Annotated in this window: 16 protein-coding genes; 13 read left to right on the top strand and 3 right to left on the bottom strand. The window is 44.9% G+C overall.

Annotated features, from left to right (window positions below):
- Positions 1 to 66 precede the first annotated feature (66 nt).
- From FK220_RS01875 to FK220_RS01835, 9 genes are all read left to right on the top strand, one after another.
- Positions 67 to 678 carry a fumarylacetoacetate hydrolase family protein gene (locus tag FK220_RS01875; RefSeq protein ID WP_152572582.1) on the top strand — a complete coding sequence of 204 codons (612 nt, stop codon included), beginning with the start codon at positions 67 to 69 and terminating at the stop codon, positions 676 to 678.
- Positions 678 to 1016: an Hpt domain-containing protein gene (locus tag FK220_RS01870; RefSeq protein WP_152573627.1), complete on the top strand. Its 339-nt coding sequence runs from the start codon at positions 678 to 680 to the stop codon at positions 1014 to 1016. The genes FK220_RS01875 and FK220_RS01870 overlap by 1 nt, the downstream gene beginning before the upstream one ends.
- The gene (locus FK220_RS01865) at positions 1016 to 2266 is read left to right on the top strand and encodes a competence/damage-inducible protein A (RefSeq protein WP_152572581.1); all 1251 of its coding nucleotides are present in this window, start codon (positions 1016 to 1018) and stop codon (positions 2264 to 2266) included. The genes FK220_RS01870 and FK220_RS01865 overlap by 1 nt, the downstream gene beginning before the upstream one ends.
- 63 nt (positions 2267 to 2329) lie before the next feature.
- Positions 2330 to 2566 carry a 50S ribosomal protein L28 gene (gene rpmB / locus FK220_RS01860; protein ID WP_152572580.1) on the top strand — a complete coding sequence of 79 codons (237 nt, stop codon included), beginning with the start codon at positions 2330 to 2332 and terminating at the stop codon, positions 2564 to 2566.
- Between the two features lie 19 nt (positions 2567 to 2585).
- Entirely contained in the window at positions 2586 to 2768 is a 183-nt protein-coding gene (gene rpmG, locus FK220_RS01855; protein ID WP_152572579.1) for a 50S ribosomal protein L33, read from the top strand.
- Positions 2769 to 2774: 6 nt separating this feature from the next.
- Positions 2775 to 2927, top strand: coding sequence for a DUF4295 domain-containing protein (locus tag FK220_RS01850; protein WP_152572578.1), 153 nt, complete (start codon positions 2775 to 2777; stop codon positions 2925 to 2927).
- Between the two features lie 281 nt (positions 2928 to 3208).
- Complete coding sequence (gene ftsY, locus FK220_RS01845) at positions 3209 to 4171, top strand: signal recognition particle-docking protein FtsY (protein WP_152572577.1); 963 nt, start codon at positions 3209 to 3211, stop codon at positions 4169 to 4171.
- Complete coding sequence (locus FK220_RS01840; RefSeq protein WP_152572576.1) at positions 4168 to 5031, top strand: DUF2911 domain-containing protein; 864 nt, start codon at positions 4168 to 4170, stop codon at positions 5029 to 5031. The genes ftsY and FK220_RS01840 overlap by 4 nt, the downstream gene beginning before the upstream one ends.
- Positions 5028 to 6701, top strand: coding sequence for an amidase family protein (locus FK220_RS01835; RefSeq protein WP_152572575.1), 1674 nt, complete (start codon positions 5028 to 5030; stop codon positions 6699 to 6701). The genes FK220_RS01840 and FK220_RS01835 overlap by 4 nt, the downstream gene beginning before the upstream one ends.
- On the opposite strand, the gene FK220_RS01830 is transcribed toward FK220_RS01835, so the two are convergent.
- Both FK220_RS01830 and FK220_RS01825 read right to left on the bottom strand, forming a co-directional pair.
- Positions 6694 to 7794, bottom strand: coding sequence for a serine hydrolase domain-containing protein (locus FK220_RS01830; RefSeq protein ID WP_152572574.1), 1101 nt, complete (start codon positions 7792 to 7794; stop codon positions 6694 to 6696). The two genes, FK220_RS01835 and FK220_RS01830, sit on opposite strands and share 8 nt — an antisense overlap.
- A 223-nt stretch (positions 7795 to 8017) precedes the next feature.
- Positions 8018 to 8887: a hydroxypyruvate isomerase family protein gene (locus FK220_RS01825; protein WP_152572573.1), complete on the bottom strand. Its 870-nt coding sequence runs from the start codon at positions 8885 to 8887 to the stop codon at positions 8018 to 8020.
- A 158-nt stretch (positions 8888 to 9045) separates the two neighbouring features.
- On the opposite strand from FK220_RS01825, the gene FK220_RS01820 reads away from it, so the two are divergent.
- The 4 genes from FK220_RS01820 (at position 9046) to FK220_RS01805 (ending at position 13734) form a co-directional block, all read left to right on the top strand.
- Entirely contained in the window at positions 9046 to 9282 is a 237-nt protein-coding gene (locus tag FK220_RS01820) for a DUF3820 family protein (protein ID WP_152572572.1), read from the top strand.
- Between the two features lie 60 nt (positions 9283 to 9342).
- Positions 9343 to 10980, top strand: a complete 1638-nt coding sequence (locus tag FK220_RS01815; RefSeq protein ID WP_152572571.1) for a CTP synthase — start codon at positions 9343 to 9345, stop codon at positions 10978 to 10980.
- A 128-nt stretch (positions 10981 to 11108) separates the two neighbouring features.
- Complete coding sequence (gene yidC, locus FK220_RS01810; RefSeq protein WP_152572570.1) at positions 11109 to 12962, top strand: membrane protein insertase YidC; 1854 nt, start codon at positions 11109 to 11111, stop codon at positions 12960 to 12962.
- Positions 12963 to 13155: 193 nt separating this feature from the next.
- On the top strand, positions 13156 to 13734 hold the full coding sequence (locus tag FK220_RS01805; RefSeq protein ID WP_152572569.1) for a DUF6515 family protein: 579 nt from the start codon (positions 13156 to 13158) through the stop codon (positions 13732 to 13734).
- Positions 13735 to 14024: 290 nt separating this feature from the next.
- On the opposite strand, the gene FK220_RS01800 is transcribed toward FK220_RS01805, so the two are convergent.
- The gene (locus FK220_RS01800) at positions 14025 to 16055 is read right to left on the bottom strand and encodes a fasciclin domain-containing protein (protein WP_152572568.1); all 2031 of its coding nucleotides are present in this window, start codon (positions 16053 to 16055) and stop codon (positions 14025 to 14027) included.
- Positions 16056 to 16294 lie beyond the last annotated feature (239 nt).

Genomic DNA, 16294 nt, shown 5'->3' with positions numbered 1-16294 from the left:
CAGGCTTATTTTCAGCGAAACGCTAAAGTATGTTTTCTAACCGCTTCACGCTTTATCCTTAATAATATGAAAATCATATGTATTGGCCGAAACTATTCGGCGCATATAGCCGAGCTCGCCAACGAGAGGCCTACCGACCCCGTGATTTTTATCAAACCGGATTCGGCGGTGCTGCCGAAGGAACAGGATTTTTATATTCCAGAGTTCTCCGATGACGTGCATTATGAAGTGGAGGTGTTGGTGAAAATTAAAAAGGTGGGGAAGCATATCGATGAAAGATTTGCCCATACTTACTACGACGAAATCGGTTTGGGAATCGATTTTACCGCAAGGGACCTTCAATCCAAACTAAAGGAAAAAGGCCTTCCTTGGGAAAAGGCCAAGGGCTTCGATGGGGCTGCGGTGATAGGCAAATGGCTGCCCAAAGAGGATTTTAAGGATTTGAACGACCTCAGGTTTTCCCTGTCGAAAAATGGGGAAACGGTACAAAATGGCCATACGGCCCAAATGCTTTGGAAAATCGATGAACTCATAGCCTATGTGTCCCGGTATTTTACACTGAAAAAGGGGGATATTATTTTTTCAGGTACACCGGCAGGTGTTGGTAGAATAAAGCCAAATGACTATCTTTCGGGAGTCTTGGAAGGGAATGAAATGTTCACCGTAAAAATTAAATGATGATCTATAGTTTGGATAAAATAAACGAGATGGCGGAAGGTGACCAGGAATTTGTCCAATCGGTGATTTCGGTCTTTCTGGAAGAAGTACCTACCGATCTTCAGGATTTGGAAAGTGCGCTTGAGGACAAGAATTATGAGCAAGTCTATAAACTGGCACATAAAATAAAGCCCAATGTGGATTTATTGGGTATGGAGCAGACCCGTGCCGCGGCACTCGAAATAGAGACCTTAGGGAAAAGTGAGGCCAATATGTCGGAGATAGAAAAGATATTTCCCGTTCTTCAAAAAGATATTGCGCAGGTGGTAGCGGAACTCAGGAAAGACTTCAACCTGTAATGCTTGCTGAAATCATTACTATAGGCGATGAGATTCTCATAGGCCAGATTATTGATACCAACTCTGCCTTTATTGCCAAGGAGCTCAATAAGATAGGAATATCCGTCTATCAGATTACCTCGGTTCAAGATGATCGGGAACACATCCTAAAAGCGTTGGAAGAGGCGGGCAACAATGCGGATATCGTAATCTGTACCGGAGGCCTGGGACCCACCAAGGATGATATTACCAAACATACCTTCTGTGAGTTTTTCAATGACTTTCTCGTAGAGGATGCCGATGTTCTGAAACATGTAGAGTACCTGTTCGCCAAATATATCACCACGACCAAAATATCCGATGTGAATCGAAAGCAGGCCATGGTTCCCTCAAGGGCCAAGGTCTTGAAAAACGAGTATGGTACGGCTCCAGGTATGTGGATGTCCAATAAAGACGCCGTGTATGTTTCACTTCCAGGGGTCCCCTTCGAGATGAGGGGATTGCTGAAAAACTATGTGATTCCTCTCATTATGGAAGAATTTCATCGTCCGCATATTATTCATAAAACCTTGATTACCTATGGTCTGGGAGAAAGTGCGATAGCTGAAAAAATAGATAATTGGGAAGACGCCCTCCCCCCTTTTGTTAAACTGGCGTATTTACCCAATCTTGGAAAAGTGCGATTACGGTTGACAGCCAAAGGTTCGGATAGGGAACTGTTGGAACGTACGATAGCGGAGGAATCCAAAAAACTATACCCGCTTATCGGGGATATCATATATGGAGTGGAAGATGAGGAAACCTTGGAAGAAGCCATTAAAAATTTATTTGCTTCAAAAAAGATGACCCTGGCGACCGCCGAAAGCTGTACAGGAGGTAAAATTGCCCAGCAGCTCACTTCGATACCGGGGGCCTCCGCTTATTTTAAGGGTAGTGTGGTGAGCTATGCCACCCAAACCAAAATCGAAGTATTAGGGGTGCCGGAAAAACTGATTCAGGAACATTCGGTAGTCAGCGAAGAAGTGGCCTTGGCTATGGCGAAAAATGCAAGGGAACTGCTCAAAACCGATTTTGCGGTTTCTACCACAGGAAATGCAGGACCGACCAAAGGGGATTCCGATGCGCCGATAGGTACGGTGGTAATAGGTGTCGCCTCTCCGTTGGGCGATTTTTCCGAACGGTTTATGATGGGGAACCATCGGGAAAGAATTGTGCAAAAGGCCGTTCATAAGGCCCTTGAATTGCTGCAAAAAGAAATTTCAAAAATCTGAAGTAGAATCTTGCCCGTCCCGCAAAAATGATATAAATTTGCAGCCTGTAAAAAAATCAGTGTAATGTCTAAAGTTTGTGAAGTTACCGGAAAGAAAGCGATGTTTGGGAACAACGTTTCGTTTTCGATCAACAAGACAAGAAGGAGATTTAACGTAAATCTTTCCAAGAAGCGTTTTTACATCCCTGAGGAAGACCGTTGGGTAACCCTAAAGGTGTCTGCCAAAGGCTTGAAAATCATCAACAAAAGAGGCATTTCCGCAGTTCTTAAAGAGGCAAAAGCAGAAGGATTGATCAAATAATCCAAAAAAGAAGACGACAATGGCAAAGAAAGGCAACAGGGTTCAGGTGATTTTGGAATGTACCGAGCATAAAGAGTCGGGGCAGCCAGGTACTTCACGGTACATCACCACCAAGAACAAGAAAAATACTCCGGAACGAATGGAGCTAAAGAAATACAACCCCATTCTACGCAGGATGACGGTTCACAAAGAAATAAAGTAAGATCTCATGGCAAAGAAAACGGTAGCAACCTTACAAACCAGTTCAAAAAGATTGACCAAGGCCATCAAGATGGTGAAATCACCAAAGACCGGGGCCTATTCATTTTCAGAAGCAATTATGCCTCCTGAAATGGTAAACGAGTGGTTGACCAAAAAATAGGTCAACAATACAAAATAGATGAAAGCTACTTCCGAAAGGAAGTAGCTTTTTTTATGGGCGAAATATCGATTCCAAGAGTTATTAATGTATGGAAACCTATGAACTCCTGTACTACGCCCGGGAAGGACTGGCCAAGTCAAAAATGATTTCAAGGTGCTCGTTCTTTGAACCGGACACCTACATGGGATTTGTAAGGGATCCTGAAAGACGGCCTCGGAAAACTTCGTCCTGATTTTTGCCTTTTACTTTCTTATATTTGAAACAACGTATTTAAGAAACTAATGAGCCTATTCAAGAATATATTTTCTTCCAAGAAAAAGGAAAGCCTGGACAAAGGATTGGAGAAATCCAAAACTACTTTTTTTAGTAAACTTAGCAAAGCGGTCGCTGGTAAGTCAAAGGTAGACGACGATGTACTCGACAATTTGGAAGAGGTTTTGGTAACCTCGGATGTTGGGGTCGATACGACCCTAAAGATAATAGAACGGATCGAGGCCCGGGTTGCCAAGGATAAATATATGGGCACCGATGAACTCAATATAATTTTAAGGGAAGAGATTGCCGGCCTTCTTTCGGAAACCAATTTGGGCGATGCCACTGAGATTAGCATACCTGAAGGAGTGAGGCCTTATGTGATTATGGTGGTGGGGGTAAATGGTGTTGGTAAAACCACTACGATCGGCAAGTTGGCCCATCAATTTAAAAACAAAGGATTTAAAGTAGTACTTGGAGCTGCGGATACCTTTAGGGCCGCTGCCATTGATCAGCTGCAAGTATGGGCGGATCGGGTAGATGTCCCCATCGTAAAGCAGAAAATGGGAAGTGATCCGGCTTCCGTTGCCTTTGACACCCTAAGTTCTGCGGTGTCCCAAGGTGCCGATGTCGTCATTATCGATACGGCCGGGCGCTTACACAACAAGGTAAACCTTATGAACGAGTTGACGAAGGTCAAACGAGTGATGCAGAAAGTGGTAGAAAATACCCCCCATGAGGTGCTCTTGGTGCTGGATGGCTCTACCGGCCAGAATGCGTTTGAACAGGCCAAACAATTTACAAAGGCCACGGAGGTCACGTCTTTGGCGGTTACCAAATTGGATGGAACGGCCAAAGGAGGCGTTGTGATCGGTATATCGGACCAGTTCCAGATTCCAGTAAAATACATCGGCGTAGGGGAAGGGATCGAAGACTTGCAAGTATTCAATAAATACGAATTCGTCGATTCGTTCTTTAGCAACAAAAGTTGAAAAGCGCGGTATGTATAGTATTGTTTCTTTTTTCGCCGCTTCTGTCGGCCCAAATCAATCATCCCAAGGCGAGCCCGTTTTCCACTGTCGTGCAGGAGGTGGGGCTAGCCACTTTGAAAGTTGAATATTCCAGACCGGCGGTTCGTGGCCGCACGATATTCGGTGATGTAGTTCCTTTCAATCGTATCTGGCGGGTCGGGGCCAATGCCTCGACCAAATTAACCGTGGATTCCGATGTCGTCGTACTGGAAAACATACTTCCCGCAGGGACCTACGCACTCTATGCCTTTCCCGATGAAGAGGAATGGCAGATTGTTTTTCATAAGAATACGACCCATTGGGGCGATGGGCGTAAAGCCTATAATCCCGAAGAAGATGCCTTTAGGGTGAAGGTGGTGCCAGAACAGGTTCCTACGTTTCAGGAAAATTTCTTGATCACATTTGATGTCCTTCAACACGGTTCGGTTCATATGATATGGCTTTGGGAACATACGAAGGTGACGATTCCGATGACCGTTGATACCCATAAATTGATGCTAAAAGAAATTGATGCAAGCCTATCCGATAGTCCAACTGCCCAGACATACTATGAAGCGGCGCGGTATCTTCAGGAACAGCAGACCGATTATACCGCAGCCCTTGACTACCTCAACAAAGCATTGGAATTGGGTGGTGACACCTACTATTTTCATCGGGTCAAGTCGTTGGTAGAGGCTGGTTTGGAGGACTATCCTTCGGCGATTGCCTCGGCGCAAAAGAGTCTGGAATTGGCAGAAAGGGAAGGAAAGGATGAGTTTGTGCGGATGAATCAAAAGAACATTGAAATCTGGAGCGGATTCTTGAATCGTGATAAGAAATGAGATACTACATACACTACCTAATACTGTTATTGATAGTTGCATGTAAGCAGGATCCAAAACCGGAAAAAGAAAAAGTGGTCCTATGGACACCTTATAACGATTCGACGGAAGTGGCCGACAACCAGGACCACGAAATCGCCAGAATGCGGTACAAATTGATCCAGTCGAAGGTGTTGGACAAAAATGAGGTGTTCGGGCCCTTGTATAAAGAAGTTTCCAGAATGTCCGATGGAGACTATATGGCACTTCGCCCCTTGATTTTGGAGCAGGACATCCCGACCATCCGTGCCTATATCGAGAGCGGTATGCTCACGTACGAAAAACTGGTTTTGTTCTATCTCTACCGAATTTACAAATACGAACTGGATAATACTACTACCTTGAACACGGTGATTGCATTAAATGCATCGGTGGTCGAAGAAGCTAGGAAGCTTGACCGTTTACGTGCCCGATTTCCTTCCCAAAAGCAGCACCCCATATACGGTATGCCCATTTTGCTGAAAGATAACATCAATACCTTGGGGATGAAAACCACCGCCGGGTCTATCGCTTTAGTGAACAATGAAGTGAACGACGCTTTTATCGTTAAGCAATTGAAATTAAACGGCGCCCTGATTTTGGGAAAGGTCAACCTGAGCGAGTGGGCCTATTACCTATGTCAAGGATGTCCGGTAGGGTATAGTGCCGTAGGAGGACAGACCCTGAATCCATATGGTCGTAGAATTTTTGAGACAGGCGGTTCCAGTTCGGGAAGCGGCACTGCGGTCGCTGCCAATTATGCGGTGGCGGCGGTCGGTACGGAGACGTCGGGATCTATTCTTTCCCCTAGTGGTCAAAATTCGGTTGTAGGATTAAAACCGACGATTGGATTGTTGGGCAGAAGTGGCATTGTGCCCATATCAAGTACCTTGGATACCCCAGGTCCCATGACCAAAAACGTTACCGACAACGCCATTCTCTTGTCTGCCATGACGGGCAGGGACGAGGCCGATAGCAAGTCGGTGGCAACCGATAAAACTTTTATCAATGAATTGGGCGAGGAGGTTTCTTTGGAAGGAAAACGTCTCGGGGCTATGAAGAATTTGATGGAAGGGAACCCGATGTATCGCGCTACCATTGAAAAACTTAGGGAGTCGGGTGCGAAAGTAGTGGAGTTCGATCCGCTGGAGATTCAGTTGAAAGCTTTTCTAAGCATTCTGAACATTGACATGCGGAATGATTTACCAGAGTATCTTACCCTTCATTCAGATAAAGATCGGGTACCGATCAGCTCAGTTGCCGATGTGGTCCAATTCAATGCGACCGATTCCCTTGTACGGATTCCCTATGGACAACAGTTGTTCCGAGGTATATTGAGCGATACGACCAGTGCTGCGGAATTGACAAGGATCAAGTCCCGTTTGGAACAGGAAGGACGTCGTTTCTTCGATGCCGCCTTGGACGAGTATGATTTGGATGCGGTACTGTCGATCAACAACTACCATGCGGGCTATGCCGCAGTAGCCAAATACCCTGCCCTAACCGTGCCTATGGGATATAAGGAAACAGGCGAACCTATGAACCTGACCTTTATTGCGAAACCCTTTCAGGAAGAGAAACTATTGTTGTTGGGAAGGGCCTTCGAACAAGCCACGCAAGTTCGTAAAATACCCGTTGGCATGGCTAATTGATCAAGGCATTGATTTTCTCCCAAAGTTCGTTGTCAAAACTGGAAGGACCCAACAGGGCTTCCCCGGCATCATCTCCCATTCGAACGATTACCAATCCTTTACTGGGAACGATATGTAATTTCTGGTCGTCCTTGCCGAGACCTGCTATGAGGTCATCGGGTGCGTTGGGAATCAATTTTCCCGGGAACTGCAGTTCCAGACCGGGGCTCCGATAACTTTCCTTTCCGTTGAGCCACCAAAGATATCCGTAAGACTTGTTCAGATCTTGGGAGGTATTTACCATTTCGTTGAAGTAGGCCGTGTCTGCAAGAATCTGGTTGTTATCCCAGGTTCCCATATTGAGATTCAGCAATCCAAAACGGGCCATACTTCTTGCCGTACTGTAGTATACCCGCGCATATCCCAATTGAACCCAGGCCCCGTTCATTCCGATGGCCTGTTTCAATTTGGTATCGAAATAGGAGTCGTAATCACCATCAATGGCCCCGGCCACAATGGCATGGTTCAAGGTATAGGGTGCGTTGTGATAGTACCAAAAACTGCCCGGATCATTCAAGAAGGTCAGGCAATTGGCATCGGTACAATTCTGATTGGCTACATTGTAATCCAAGCCCGTTGTCATACTAATATGATGCTTTATGGTAATCTTAGCCTCTTCATTCTCCGAAAGACTCGACCATCCCGAACCTAAATAGTTGGCCGAAGAATCATCCAACGACAAAAAACCTTCCTGCTGGGCCAATCCCACGATGAAGGCCGAAAGGGTCTTTCCTGCTGAATTCCAGGCATTGTTGCTGCTGGCTCCACTACCGTTCATATAGGCTTCGATAACGATTTTTCCATCTTTCAAGAGTAAAAATGCCTTGGTGTTTTTCGCCTCGAGAAAATCCAACAGCGGTTGTTCGGCTTCCATATTCCATCCCAACTCTGCAATCGATGTGGTTTCCCAAGTATCGGCGTCCAAGGGGGGAAAATAAAGACCTTCCACTTCCGGTTCGGGTCCGACCGGAGGTATGGTCGTATCCCCGCTATCCTTTGAACAGCCGAATACTAAAAAGGAAATACCGATTATAAGATGCACTGGGATTTTCATCGTCCTTGTTTTATGGTTTGACGCAACAAACGATTAAAAGGTTTAAATACGTAATCTTTGCGCCTCAAATTACCATAACGAGGAAAAAAGGCCTAGTAGTGTATGGAACACCTAATTTAAGCAGGCACCGGCTCGTAAAAAGTCGTGTTGAACCTACCTAACAGCAGCGGGCATTTTTAAAAAGATGAGATAATCGTTTATACCAAAGGGATCAAAAAAGATGCTAGACATCACAAATCGTGATGCCTTCCTTCAAAGCGGCAATCTTGTCCTCATAGGTGGGTATGAACTCTTGGGCAACGTATCCTTTATATCCTGTTTCGACAATGGCTTTCATGATGGCGGGATAGTTTAATTCTTGGGAATCGTTGATTTCGTGACGGCCCGGATTACCACCAGTATGGTAATGGCCGAAATATTGATGATAATCCTGAATATTCCGAATAATATCCCCTTCCATGATTTGCATATGATAGATGTCGTAAAGGAGTTTGAAGTTTTCCGAACCCAATTGTTTGCAGAGTTCAACACCCCACAAGGTATGGTCGCACATATAGTCTTTATGATCCACCTTCGAATTGAGCAATTCCATCTGAATAACGACCCCATGCTTTTCCGCCAGTGGTAGTATTTGTTTTAAACCGGTTACGCAATTTTGTAGTCCCTCTTCATCATCCATGCCGTTCCGATTACCGCTGAAGCAGATAAGGTTGGTATAACCGGCTTCGCCGACCTTCGGGATGATTTGGAGATAATCGGCGACCAATTCGGCGTGCAGTGTGGGGTCGTTCCACCCTTTTTCAATTCCCATGCCCGCGCCCCAGCACATCGAGGCATGAATGTCATATTTCTTGAGCAAAGGCCATTCTTCCGGCCCGGTAAGATCAATGGCTTTCATTCCCAATTCGTTCAAATCCTGTAGAAATTCTTCCAACGGAATCGAGTTATAGCACCAGTAGCAGGCACTGTGATTAATATTGCCCTTCAACTCAAAGGCAGTGGGTTTTGAGGTGGGTTTGGCTGTGGTCGTATTGCAGGCCAAGAGCCCTACCGAGGCGGCCGCCGAAGTACCGATAAATTTTCTTCTTTTCATGATTTTCGAATTAAGTCAAGAGGACAAAATGAACGGCCTGAAACGTTCCGCCCTAAATCATCAATATGTTATGCTCCCTGTTTTTTACGCTTTTATCCTTACGCTGTTTTCTATGGTCCAAACGCTGACCCTTAAAGATAACAATATTACCTTTATATATGGATTTGACTCCCGATACCGACAAATTGATCGAACTGGCCCACTACCGCATGCCTTTCGGTAAGTTTAAAGACCGATACTTGGTCGATTTGCCGGAAGCCTACCTGTTGTGGTTCAAACAAAAAGGCTATCCCGAAGGGAAACTGGGACAACTGCTCCAATCGATGACCGAAATCAAGATAAATGGGCTCGAACCGTTCATCAGAAAGATACAAAAAGATTTTCCAAGGCATTAACGATGATTTCTGCTGGCAATTTGTATTTTTGCTTGCGTTACGAATTCAACCGAACGCCTCATGTCTCAGACGAAATATATTTTTGTAACCGGCGGGGTTACCTCTTCCCTGGGGAAAGGAATCATCGCCGCTTCACTCGCCAAGCTACTTCAGGCGAGAGGTTATAAGACCACCATCCAAAAGCTTGACCCTTATATCAATGTTGATCCGGGTACCCTGAACCCCTACGAACATGGGGAGTGCTATGTAACCGATGATGGCGCGGAAACCGATTTGGATTTGGGACATTATGAGCGGTTTTTAAATGTAAAGACCTCCCAGGCCAATAATGTTACCACAGGCCGTATATATCAAAGTGTGATCGAAAAGGAACGACGGGGCGAATTTTTGGGAAAAACGGTACAGGTAGTGCCCCATATCACGAACGAGATCAAGGAACGTATCCAATTATTGGGCAATAGCGGTGAATACGATATTATCATCACGGAAATTGGCGGCACGGTCGGTGATATCGAATCGTTGCCATACATAGAAGCGGTACGTCAACTTTTATGGGAATTGGGGGATAACAATGGAATTGTCATCCACCTTACGCTGGTTCCCTTTTTATCCGCTGCTGGGGAGTTAAAGACCAAACCTACCCAGCATTCCGTAAAAACCTTGATGGAGAGTGGAATCAAAGCCGATATCCTGGTCTGTAGGACAGAACACGAAATTTCCGACGATATCAAGGACAAGTTGGCACTTTTTTGTAACGTGAAACGGGAGGCGGTCATACAATCGATCGATGCCTCGACCATTTATGACGTACCTATCATGATGCAAGAGGAAGGGCTGGATACGGTTGCCCTTCAAAAATTGGCGCTTTCCGACGATAAGGCCCCCAACTTGACCCAATGGAATGAATTTTTGCATCGGCATAAGCACCCAAAAAATGAAATCAATATCGGTTTAATAGGGAAGTATGTCGAATTGCAGGATTCCTATAAATCAATATTGGAATCGTTCATTCATGCGGGAGCGGTCAACGAGGTTCGGGTACAGGTTCGTTTCATACATTCGGAACATATCAACAAGAACAATCTCGAGAAGATGATGAACGGACTTGATGGCGTGCTGGTTGCTCCGGGTTTTGGCGAAAGAGGGGTTGAAGGTAAAATTCAAGCCGTTCGGTATGCCCGGGAAAATGGAATTCCGTTTTTGGGTATTTGCCTTGGAATGCAAATGGCGGTTATCGAATATGCCCGAAACCTATTAGGCCTTCCCCATGCCAATTCTACCGAAATGGATGAGAAAACGCCCGACCCTGTCATAAGCCTCATGGAAGAACAAAAGAGCATCACCAACAAAGGGGGGACTATGAGATTGGGTGCTTGGGATTGTGACCTGAAAGATGATAGTTTAGTTCATAAAATCTATGGTGGCGCAAGTTCCATCTCTGAAAGGCACCGTCATCGATATGAATTCAATAACCAATATTTGGAGCGGTTCGAGGAAGCGGGACTTGTCGCATCCGGAATCAATTCCGAAACAGGTTTGGTCGAAATTGTGGAGCTTCCTACCCATCCGTGGTTTATAGGTGTGCAATACCATCCGGAGTATAAGAGTACCGTTGCCAATCCGCATCCGCTTTTTGTTGGGTTTGTAAAAGCTGCCTTAAAGCATAAAAAACAACAAACGAATGCCAGTATGGCATAAACCGCACATTTGGACATATATTTGCGAATACTGAACTTGTTTCAGTATCCGAGCGGAGTTAAGACCAATTGCATATTCTTTTTTGTAACATAACCTATTCGCTCCAAACCAATAGTAAATTGAATTAGATGGAAGAAAAGAAAATCGATATTAATTCCATTATCGGCTTCGTGCTGATTTTTGGAATCTTAATATATACGTTTTACCAAAATCGCCCCACCGCGGAAGAGTTGGAGGCCGAAAAGGCAAAACAGGAACAGGTAGAGACGAAAACCGAAGCAGAAGAGGTGAAGGAGTCCCCAGTGGCAGCGCCCGAAAAAATAAATTTACAAGACTCAACCGCCGTCGCCGATTATCAAAGTTCAATTGGGGCGTTCGGGTATACAGCCCCTTCGGAGGGGACCACCGTTCTCGAAAACGATTTGGTTTTTTTGGAAATAGCCAATAAAGGAGGGGAAATCATTGAGGCGCGGATGAAAAAGTTCAAGACCTATGATTCCATTCCGGTCTATTTGGTAAAGGATGGTAATGCTTCCTTCGGATTGAATTTTTCGACTACCGACAATAGAGTACTCAGCTCCAAAGATTTGTACTTTGAGCCTTCCCTCAGTAAAAACGGAGAGAACCAAGTGTTATCGATGAAGGCCAAAGCCGGACCCAACAAGTTTTTGGAGTACCGTTACGAAATGAAACCTAACGACTATTTGGTCGATTTTACGATACGTTCACAAGGCCTAAACGGAGTGGTGAACGGCAATCAGCCCATTACGCTGGAATGGAAGCTTAAGGGAATACGCCACAACAAGAGCATCCAGTATGAAAACAGGTACACCCGATTGACCTATAACTATGAGGATGATAAAATTAGCAAACTCTCCGAAGGAAGCGACGATGAGGAAACCGAGGAAGCGGTGAAGTGGCTTTCATACCGGCAACACTTTTTCAGTTCTATATTGGCAACCAAGGAACCTTTTGAAAAAGCCGATTTGATCTCTAAAAATTTAGTAGAGGATGAGAATAAGGATGCAGGGTTCACAAAGGAATATACCTCCGTAGTACCGTTAGCACTGACAGGTGGTGAACTTTCAAAAAACATGCATTGGTATTATGGTCCTACCGATGTTGCGGTGCTCGACAATTATGAAGATTTGGGATTGGCCGATTCGATCCCTTTTGGATGGGGTATCTTCGGATGGATCAACCGGTATGTGTTTACACCGTTTTACTCGTTCCTCAGCTCTTTTTTGCCCTATGGGATTGCGATTGTCGTGATGACAATATTAGTGCGCTTGGCCATGTCTCCGGTTACTTATAAGTCCTATTTGTCCCAAGCCAAGATGAAGGTGTTGAAGCCGGAGATTACCGAGCTGGGTGAGAAGTACAAGGACAATGCCATGAAAAAACAGCAAGAGACCATGAAATTGTATAACAAGGCGGGGGTGAGTCCCATGAGCGGTTGCGTACCAGCTTTGTTGCAGATGCCTATCTTTTACGCGCTTTTCATGTTTTTTCCGACCTCTTTTGCCTTAAGACAGAAATCGTTTTTATGGGCCGAGGACCTTTCATCTTATGATACGATCGCCCAGTTGCCCTTCAATATTCCTTTTTATGGAGATCATATAAGTCTGTTTCCAATCTTGGCTTCGGTGGCTATCTTCTTTTATATGATGATGACTACCGGGCAGAATATGCCCACCCAACCTGGGATGCCCAATATGAAGTTCATCATGTACCTGATGCCATTTATGATGTTGATATTCTTCAATAATTATGCCTCCGGTTTGAGTTTGTATTATTTTGTTTCCAACCTGATTACCATCGGAATCATGTTGGTCATCAAGAACTTCATACTGGATGATGAAAAAATACATGCCCAGATACAGGTGAACAAAGCCAAGCCCAAAAAGGAGAATAAGTTCCAACGGAAGATGAGAGAGATGATGGAACAGGCCGAAGAGCAGAAAAAAGTAGGTCGAAGGTAATACTATCCTTTTATAAGAAGAAGTTAAAAAAAGCGCCGGTACCGGCGCTTTTTTCTTTTTTAAAACCTCGATCATCCCTTGACCTATTGATAATGGTAAACTAAATAGCAGCTTTTTTCGTTAAAAGGATATCGATTAAACCATTTTAAAATTAAGGGGTCTTACCCAAGAATAATCATTAAACTAAATTCAAATGAAAAATTTCAAATATGTAATCGGTCTGCTTTTGTTGTTCTTTCTTTTTCCGAACCAGCAAATAGAGGCACAGGTACGAAGTCCGAGGGCCAAAGTGGTTCGCGTAAAAGGTAGAAAGGCAAAAAGAAAAGTTAGAAGAAAAGTGCGAAGGCGCAATAGAAGGGTGGCACGAAGAACCTTACGTCGTTTACCGGCGGGTACGCGGGCAATCGCCTTTAGGAATATCAACTATCACCCAGTAGGCGGTATGTACTTTATTCCAAGGAACGGTATATATGTGCGCGCATTTCCTCCCAGAGGTTTCAGGCTTCGGATATTGCCAAGGAACGCCGTTAGAATTGCGGTAAGGGGCAATGCCTTTATGTATGCCGATGGGGTTTTCTATCAGGAAACCGGTAACGAATATGAGATAGTGGCTCCACCCAAAGGTGCCGTTGTGAACGAATTGCCCGAAGATGCCCAAGAAATCGATTTCAGCGGTGTATCCGCCTACGAACTCAACGATGCGGTCTATAAGGCCATAGAAGATGGTTACGAGGTTATAGAGGTCTTGGAAGAAGAAGATATGGAAGAATGAGCCACCTTTTTTAGTGTACGCCTGAAAACAAAAAACCCCGACGACATCGTCGGGGTTTTTAGCTTTAAGTAGGTTTAGTTTGGTAAGATTTGGGACTGTGAAAATGTGATTTATTTCCTACTAAAAAAAAACTAAGTTGTCAAGTGTCCGATTTTGTATGCTAACCGTTACCGTCTTGTGGTAAGCCTTTCTTCATTTCACAAAAAAAGAAAAAACTTCCAAGTAGCGGTGGCCCGTTACAAGGAAGTTTTTCAACAACCAATTTATCAATCAATCAACAAAAAATCATTTTAGTGCCGTATCGGAAGATGAAAAGCTTCCAGTACTTCTTGTGGCAGCAATACTTTGTCCACGACGTGAACAATACCGTTGCTTGCTAGCTGATCTGCCAGCGCAACATTGGCATCCGTAGTACTTCTATCCCTAATTTGAATCCCATGACCGGTAAGGGCAAACAAAGATTCTCCCTGTACAGTAACCAATTCCTGATGGTCGGTCAGGTCATCCGAGGCTATGGCGGCACCCACTACAACATGATAGGTCAACACGGCCGCTAACAATTCTTTTTCTTCATCGGTGTCAAAGTCGTCCAAACTGGTATAATCGTGACCCAACACATCCAATAAATCCGCAAAAGCCTGGTTGGTTGGTGCAAATACGGTAAAAGGACCATCGCCGCTCAACACCTCTACCAATCCGGCATCCGCTTGGATCAATGCATCGACCAACAAGCTCAAATCCGGAACCGATTGCGCCAAACCGACAATATTCGGTGTTGGTGGACTCAACAAATCCAATACTTCCTGAGGCAACAACACTTTGTCGACAATATGTACTACACCATTGCTTGCTTCCACGTCGGGAATCACTACGCTGGCATTGGTGTCGGTTGCGTCATCGACATGCACGGTTCCGTCCTTGATGTTGATAAGTACATTTTCCCCTTGGAACGTCTCAATCATTTGCCCGTTGCTCAAATCGGTAGAGAAGGCAGCGGTCCCGGCTACAACATGGTAGGTCAAAACTTTTACCAATAGGTCTTTTTCTTCGGCAGTGTCAAAATCCGCCAAACTGTTGAAGTCATCTCCCAACGCTTCCAACAAGGCTACGAAAGCTTCGTTGGTTGGGGCGAAAACGGTGAACGGACCGTCTCCCGATAAAGTCTCGACCAATCCAGCGTCCGCCTGTTGTAGAGCACCGACCAATAGACTTAGGTCGTCGGTTTCTATCGCTAGCTCCACAATGGTCTTTAAACTCAAGGAGGCTACGAAATCGATGGCAGATTGTGGTAACAATACTTTGTCAATGGTATGGGCCACTCCATTGGAAGCCATGATATCGGTACCGGTAATATTGGCATCGGTATCCGAAGCATCCCCGATAACGAAAGTATCCCCTGAAGCGATTACATCTATAGAATTTCCGGTAAGCGCAGTTTCAACAGAACCTTCTGCCAAATCGGCTTCCTTTACGGTAGCTCCAGCGATTACGTGGTACAATAAAATATCCTTCAATAGCATCATTTCAGCTTCGGTATCGAAATCGTCCAAACCGTTATAATCATCCCCAAGGATATCCAACAGTGTCACAAAGGCATCGTCGGTCGGGGCAAAAACCGTAAATGGGCCTTCACTGGACAAGGTCTCGGCCAAACCGGCTTTTATTACCGCGGCCTCGAGGATGGATAGTGCCTCGGTTTCCACCACAATTTCCACCAAATTTTTACTTTCCATTTCTTCGCCACTTAAGGCATCTAATACCTCTTGCGGCAACAGTACCTTGTCGATTAAGTGAACCACGCCATTACTCGCTTCGACATCGGGCAAGGTCACTTGTGCGTCATCCTCGGTGGCATCTTGAATGAATACGCCCCCTTCAAGACGTACGGTGACATCCTCACCTTGTAAAGTGCCAATCGCTTGCCCATCGGAGAGGTCGGTCGATTTGGCAGCCACCCCCGACACGACATGATAAGTAAGGATTTTGGCAAGTAGGGCTTTCTCCTCATCCGTATCGAAATCTTCCAAGGAATCGTAACCGTCCAGACTTTCCAATAGGACGGTAAAAGCGGTGTTGGTCGGCGCGAATACGGTATAAGTAGCCGTATCGTCGCTCAATGCTTCTACAAGACCGGCATCTGCTTGAACTAGCGCAGCAACCAAGGAGCTTAAGGATGCTTCACCGGAAGCTACTGCTGCTATAGTGTTGCCGTCGTCATTATTTCGTTCAATAACGTTATCATCGTCCTTGTCGCACGAAAATGCAAACAGCGTTAAAGTTGCGAGAAGCAACCTATTTTTTAAGCGGATAAATTTTTTCATAATGGTGTGCTTTTAAGATGTAATTGTTTAATTATTTCAAACTGGTTGCTCTGTTTCGGAAGCTATTCCCATCCGTAGAACGTTTTAAACCGAAGTAGCGCTTTGTTTCAGTTTTTTGTTTCAATTGTTGAGAAAAGCTTTGTTCTGTAAAACAGACGACCATTTTTGTTTAATTCTTAATAAAGATACTTGAACATAAATAAGGTTGCTTTTGTTTAATATAATTTTTGAAAAGTTTA

Origin of the sequence: Pelagihabitans pacificus (assembly GCF_009371985.2) — a bacterium.
Taxonomy (GTDB): Bacteria; Bacteroidota; Bacteroidia; order Flavobacteriales; family Flavobacteriaceae; genus Pelagihabitans; species Pelagihabitans pacificus.
This window is presented reverse-complemented; position numbering and strand designations above follow the sequence as displayed.

What these genes read in the sequence shown, in the direction of transcription:
- FK220_RS01875 (WP_152572582.1), top strand. Translation starts at nt 67, where the DNA reads ATGAAAATCATATGTATTGGCCGAAACTATTCGGCGCATATAGCCGAG.
- FK220_RS01870 (WP_152573627.1), top strand. Translation starts at nt 678, where the DNA reads ATGATCTATAGTTTGGATAAAATAAACGAGATGGCGGAAGGTGACCAG.
- FK220_RS01865 (WP_152572581.1), top strand. Translation starts at nt 1,016, where the DNA reads ATGCTTGCTGAAATCATTACTATAGGCGATGAGATTCTCATAGGCCAG.
- rpmB (WP_152572580.1), top strand. Translation starts at nt 2,330, where the DNA reads ATGTCTAAAGTTTGTGAAGTTACCGGAAAGAAAGCGATGTTTGGGAAC.
- rpmG (WP_152572579.1), top strand. Translation starts at nt 2,586, where the DNA reads ATGGCAAAGAAAGGCAACAGGGTTCAGGTGATTTTGGAATGTACCGAG.
- FK220_RS01850 (WP_152572578.1), top strand. Translation starts at nt 2,775, where the DNA reads ATGGCAAAGAAAACGGTAGCAACCTTACAAACCAGTTCAAAAAGATTG.
- ftsY (WP_152572577.1), top strand. Translation starts at nt 3,209, where the DNA reads ATGAGCCTATTCAAGAATATATTTTCTTCCAAGAAAAAGGAAAGCCTG.
- FK220_RS01835 (WP_152572575.1), top strand. Translation starts at nt 5,028, where the DNA reads ATGAGATACTACATACACTACCTAATACTGTTATTGATAGTTGCATGT.
- FK220_RS01830 (WP_152572574.1), bottom strand. Translation starts at nt 7,794, where the DNA reads ATGAAAATCCCAGTGCATCTTATAATCGGTATTTCCTTTTTAGTATTC.
- FK220_RS01825 (WP_152572573.1), bottom strand. Translation starts at nt 8,887, where the DNA reads ATGAAAAGAAGAAAATTTATCGGTACTTCGGCGGCCGCCTCGGTAGGG.
- FK220_RS01820 (WP_152572572.1), top strand. Translation starts at nt 9,046, where the DNA reads ATGGATTTGACTCCCGATACCGACAAATTGATCGAACTGGCCCACTAC.
- FK220_RS01815 (WP_152572571.1), top strand. Translation starts at nt 9,343, where the DNA reads ATGTCTCAGACGAAATATATTTTTGTAACCGGCGGGGTTACCTCTTCC.
- yidC (WP_152572570.1), top strand. Translation starts at nt 11,109, where the DNA reads ATGGAAGAAAAGAAAATCGATATTAATTCCATTATCGGCTTCGTGCTG.
- FK220_RS01805 (WP_152572569.1), top strand. Translation starts at nt 13,156, where the DNA reads ATGAAAAATTTCAAATATGTAATCGGTCTGCTTTTGTTGTTCTTTCTT.
- FK220_RS01800 (WP_152572568.1), bottom strand. Translation starts at nt 16,055, where the DNA reads ATGAAAAAATTTATCCGCTTAAAAAATAGGTTGCTTCTCGCAACTTTA.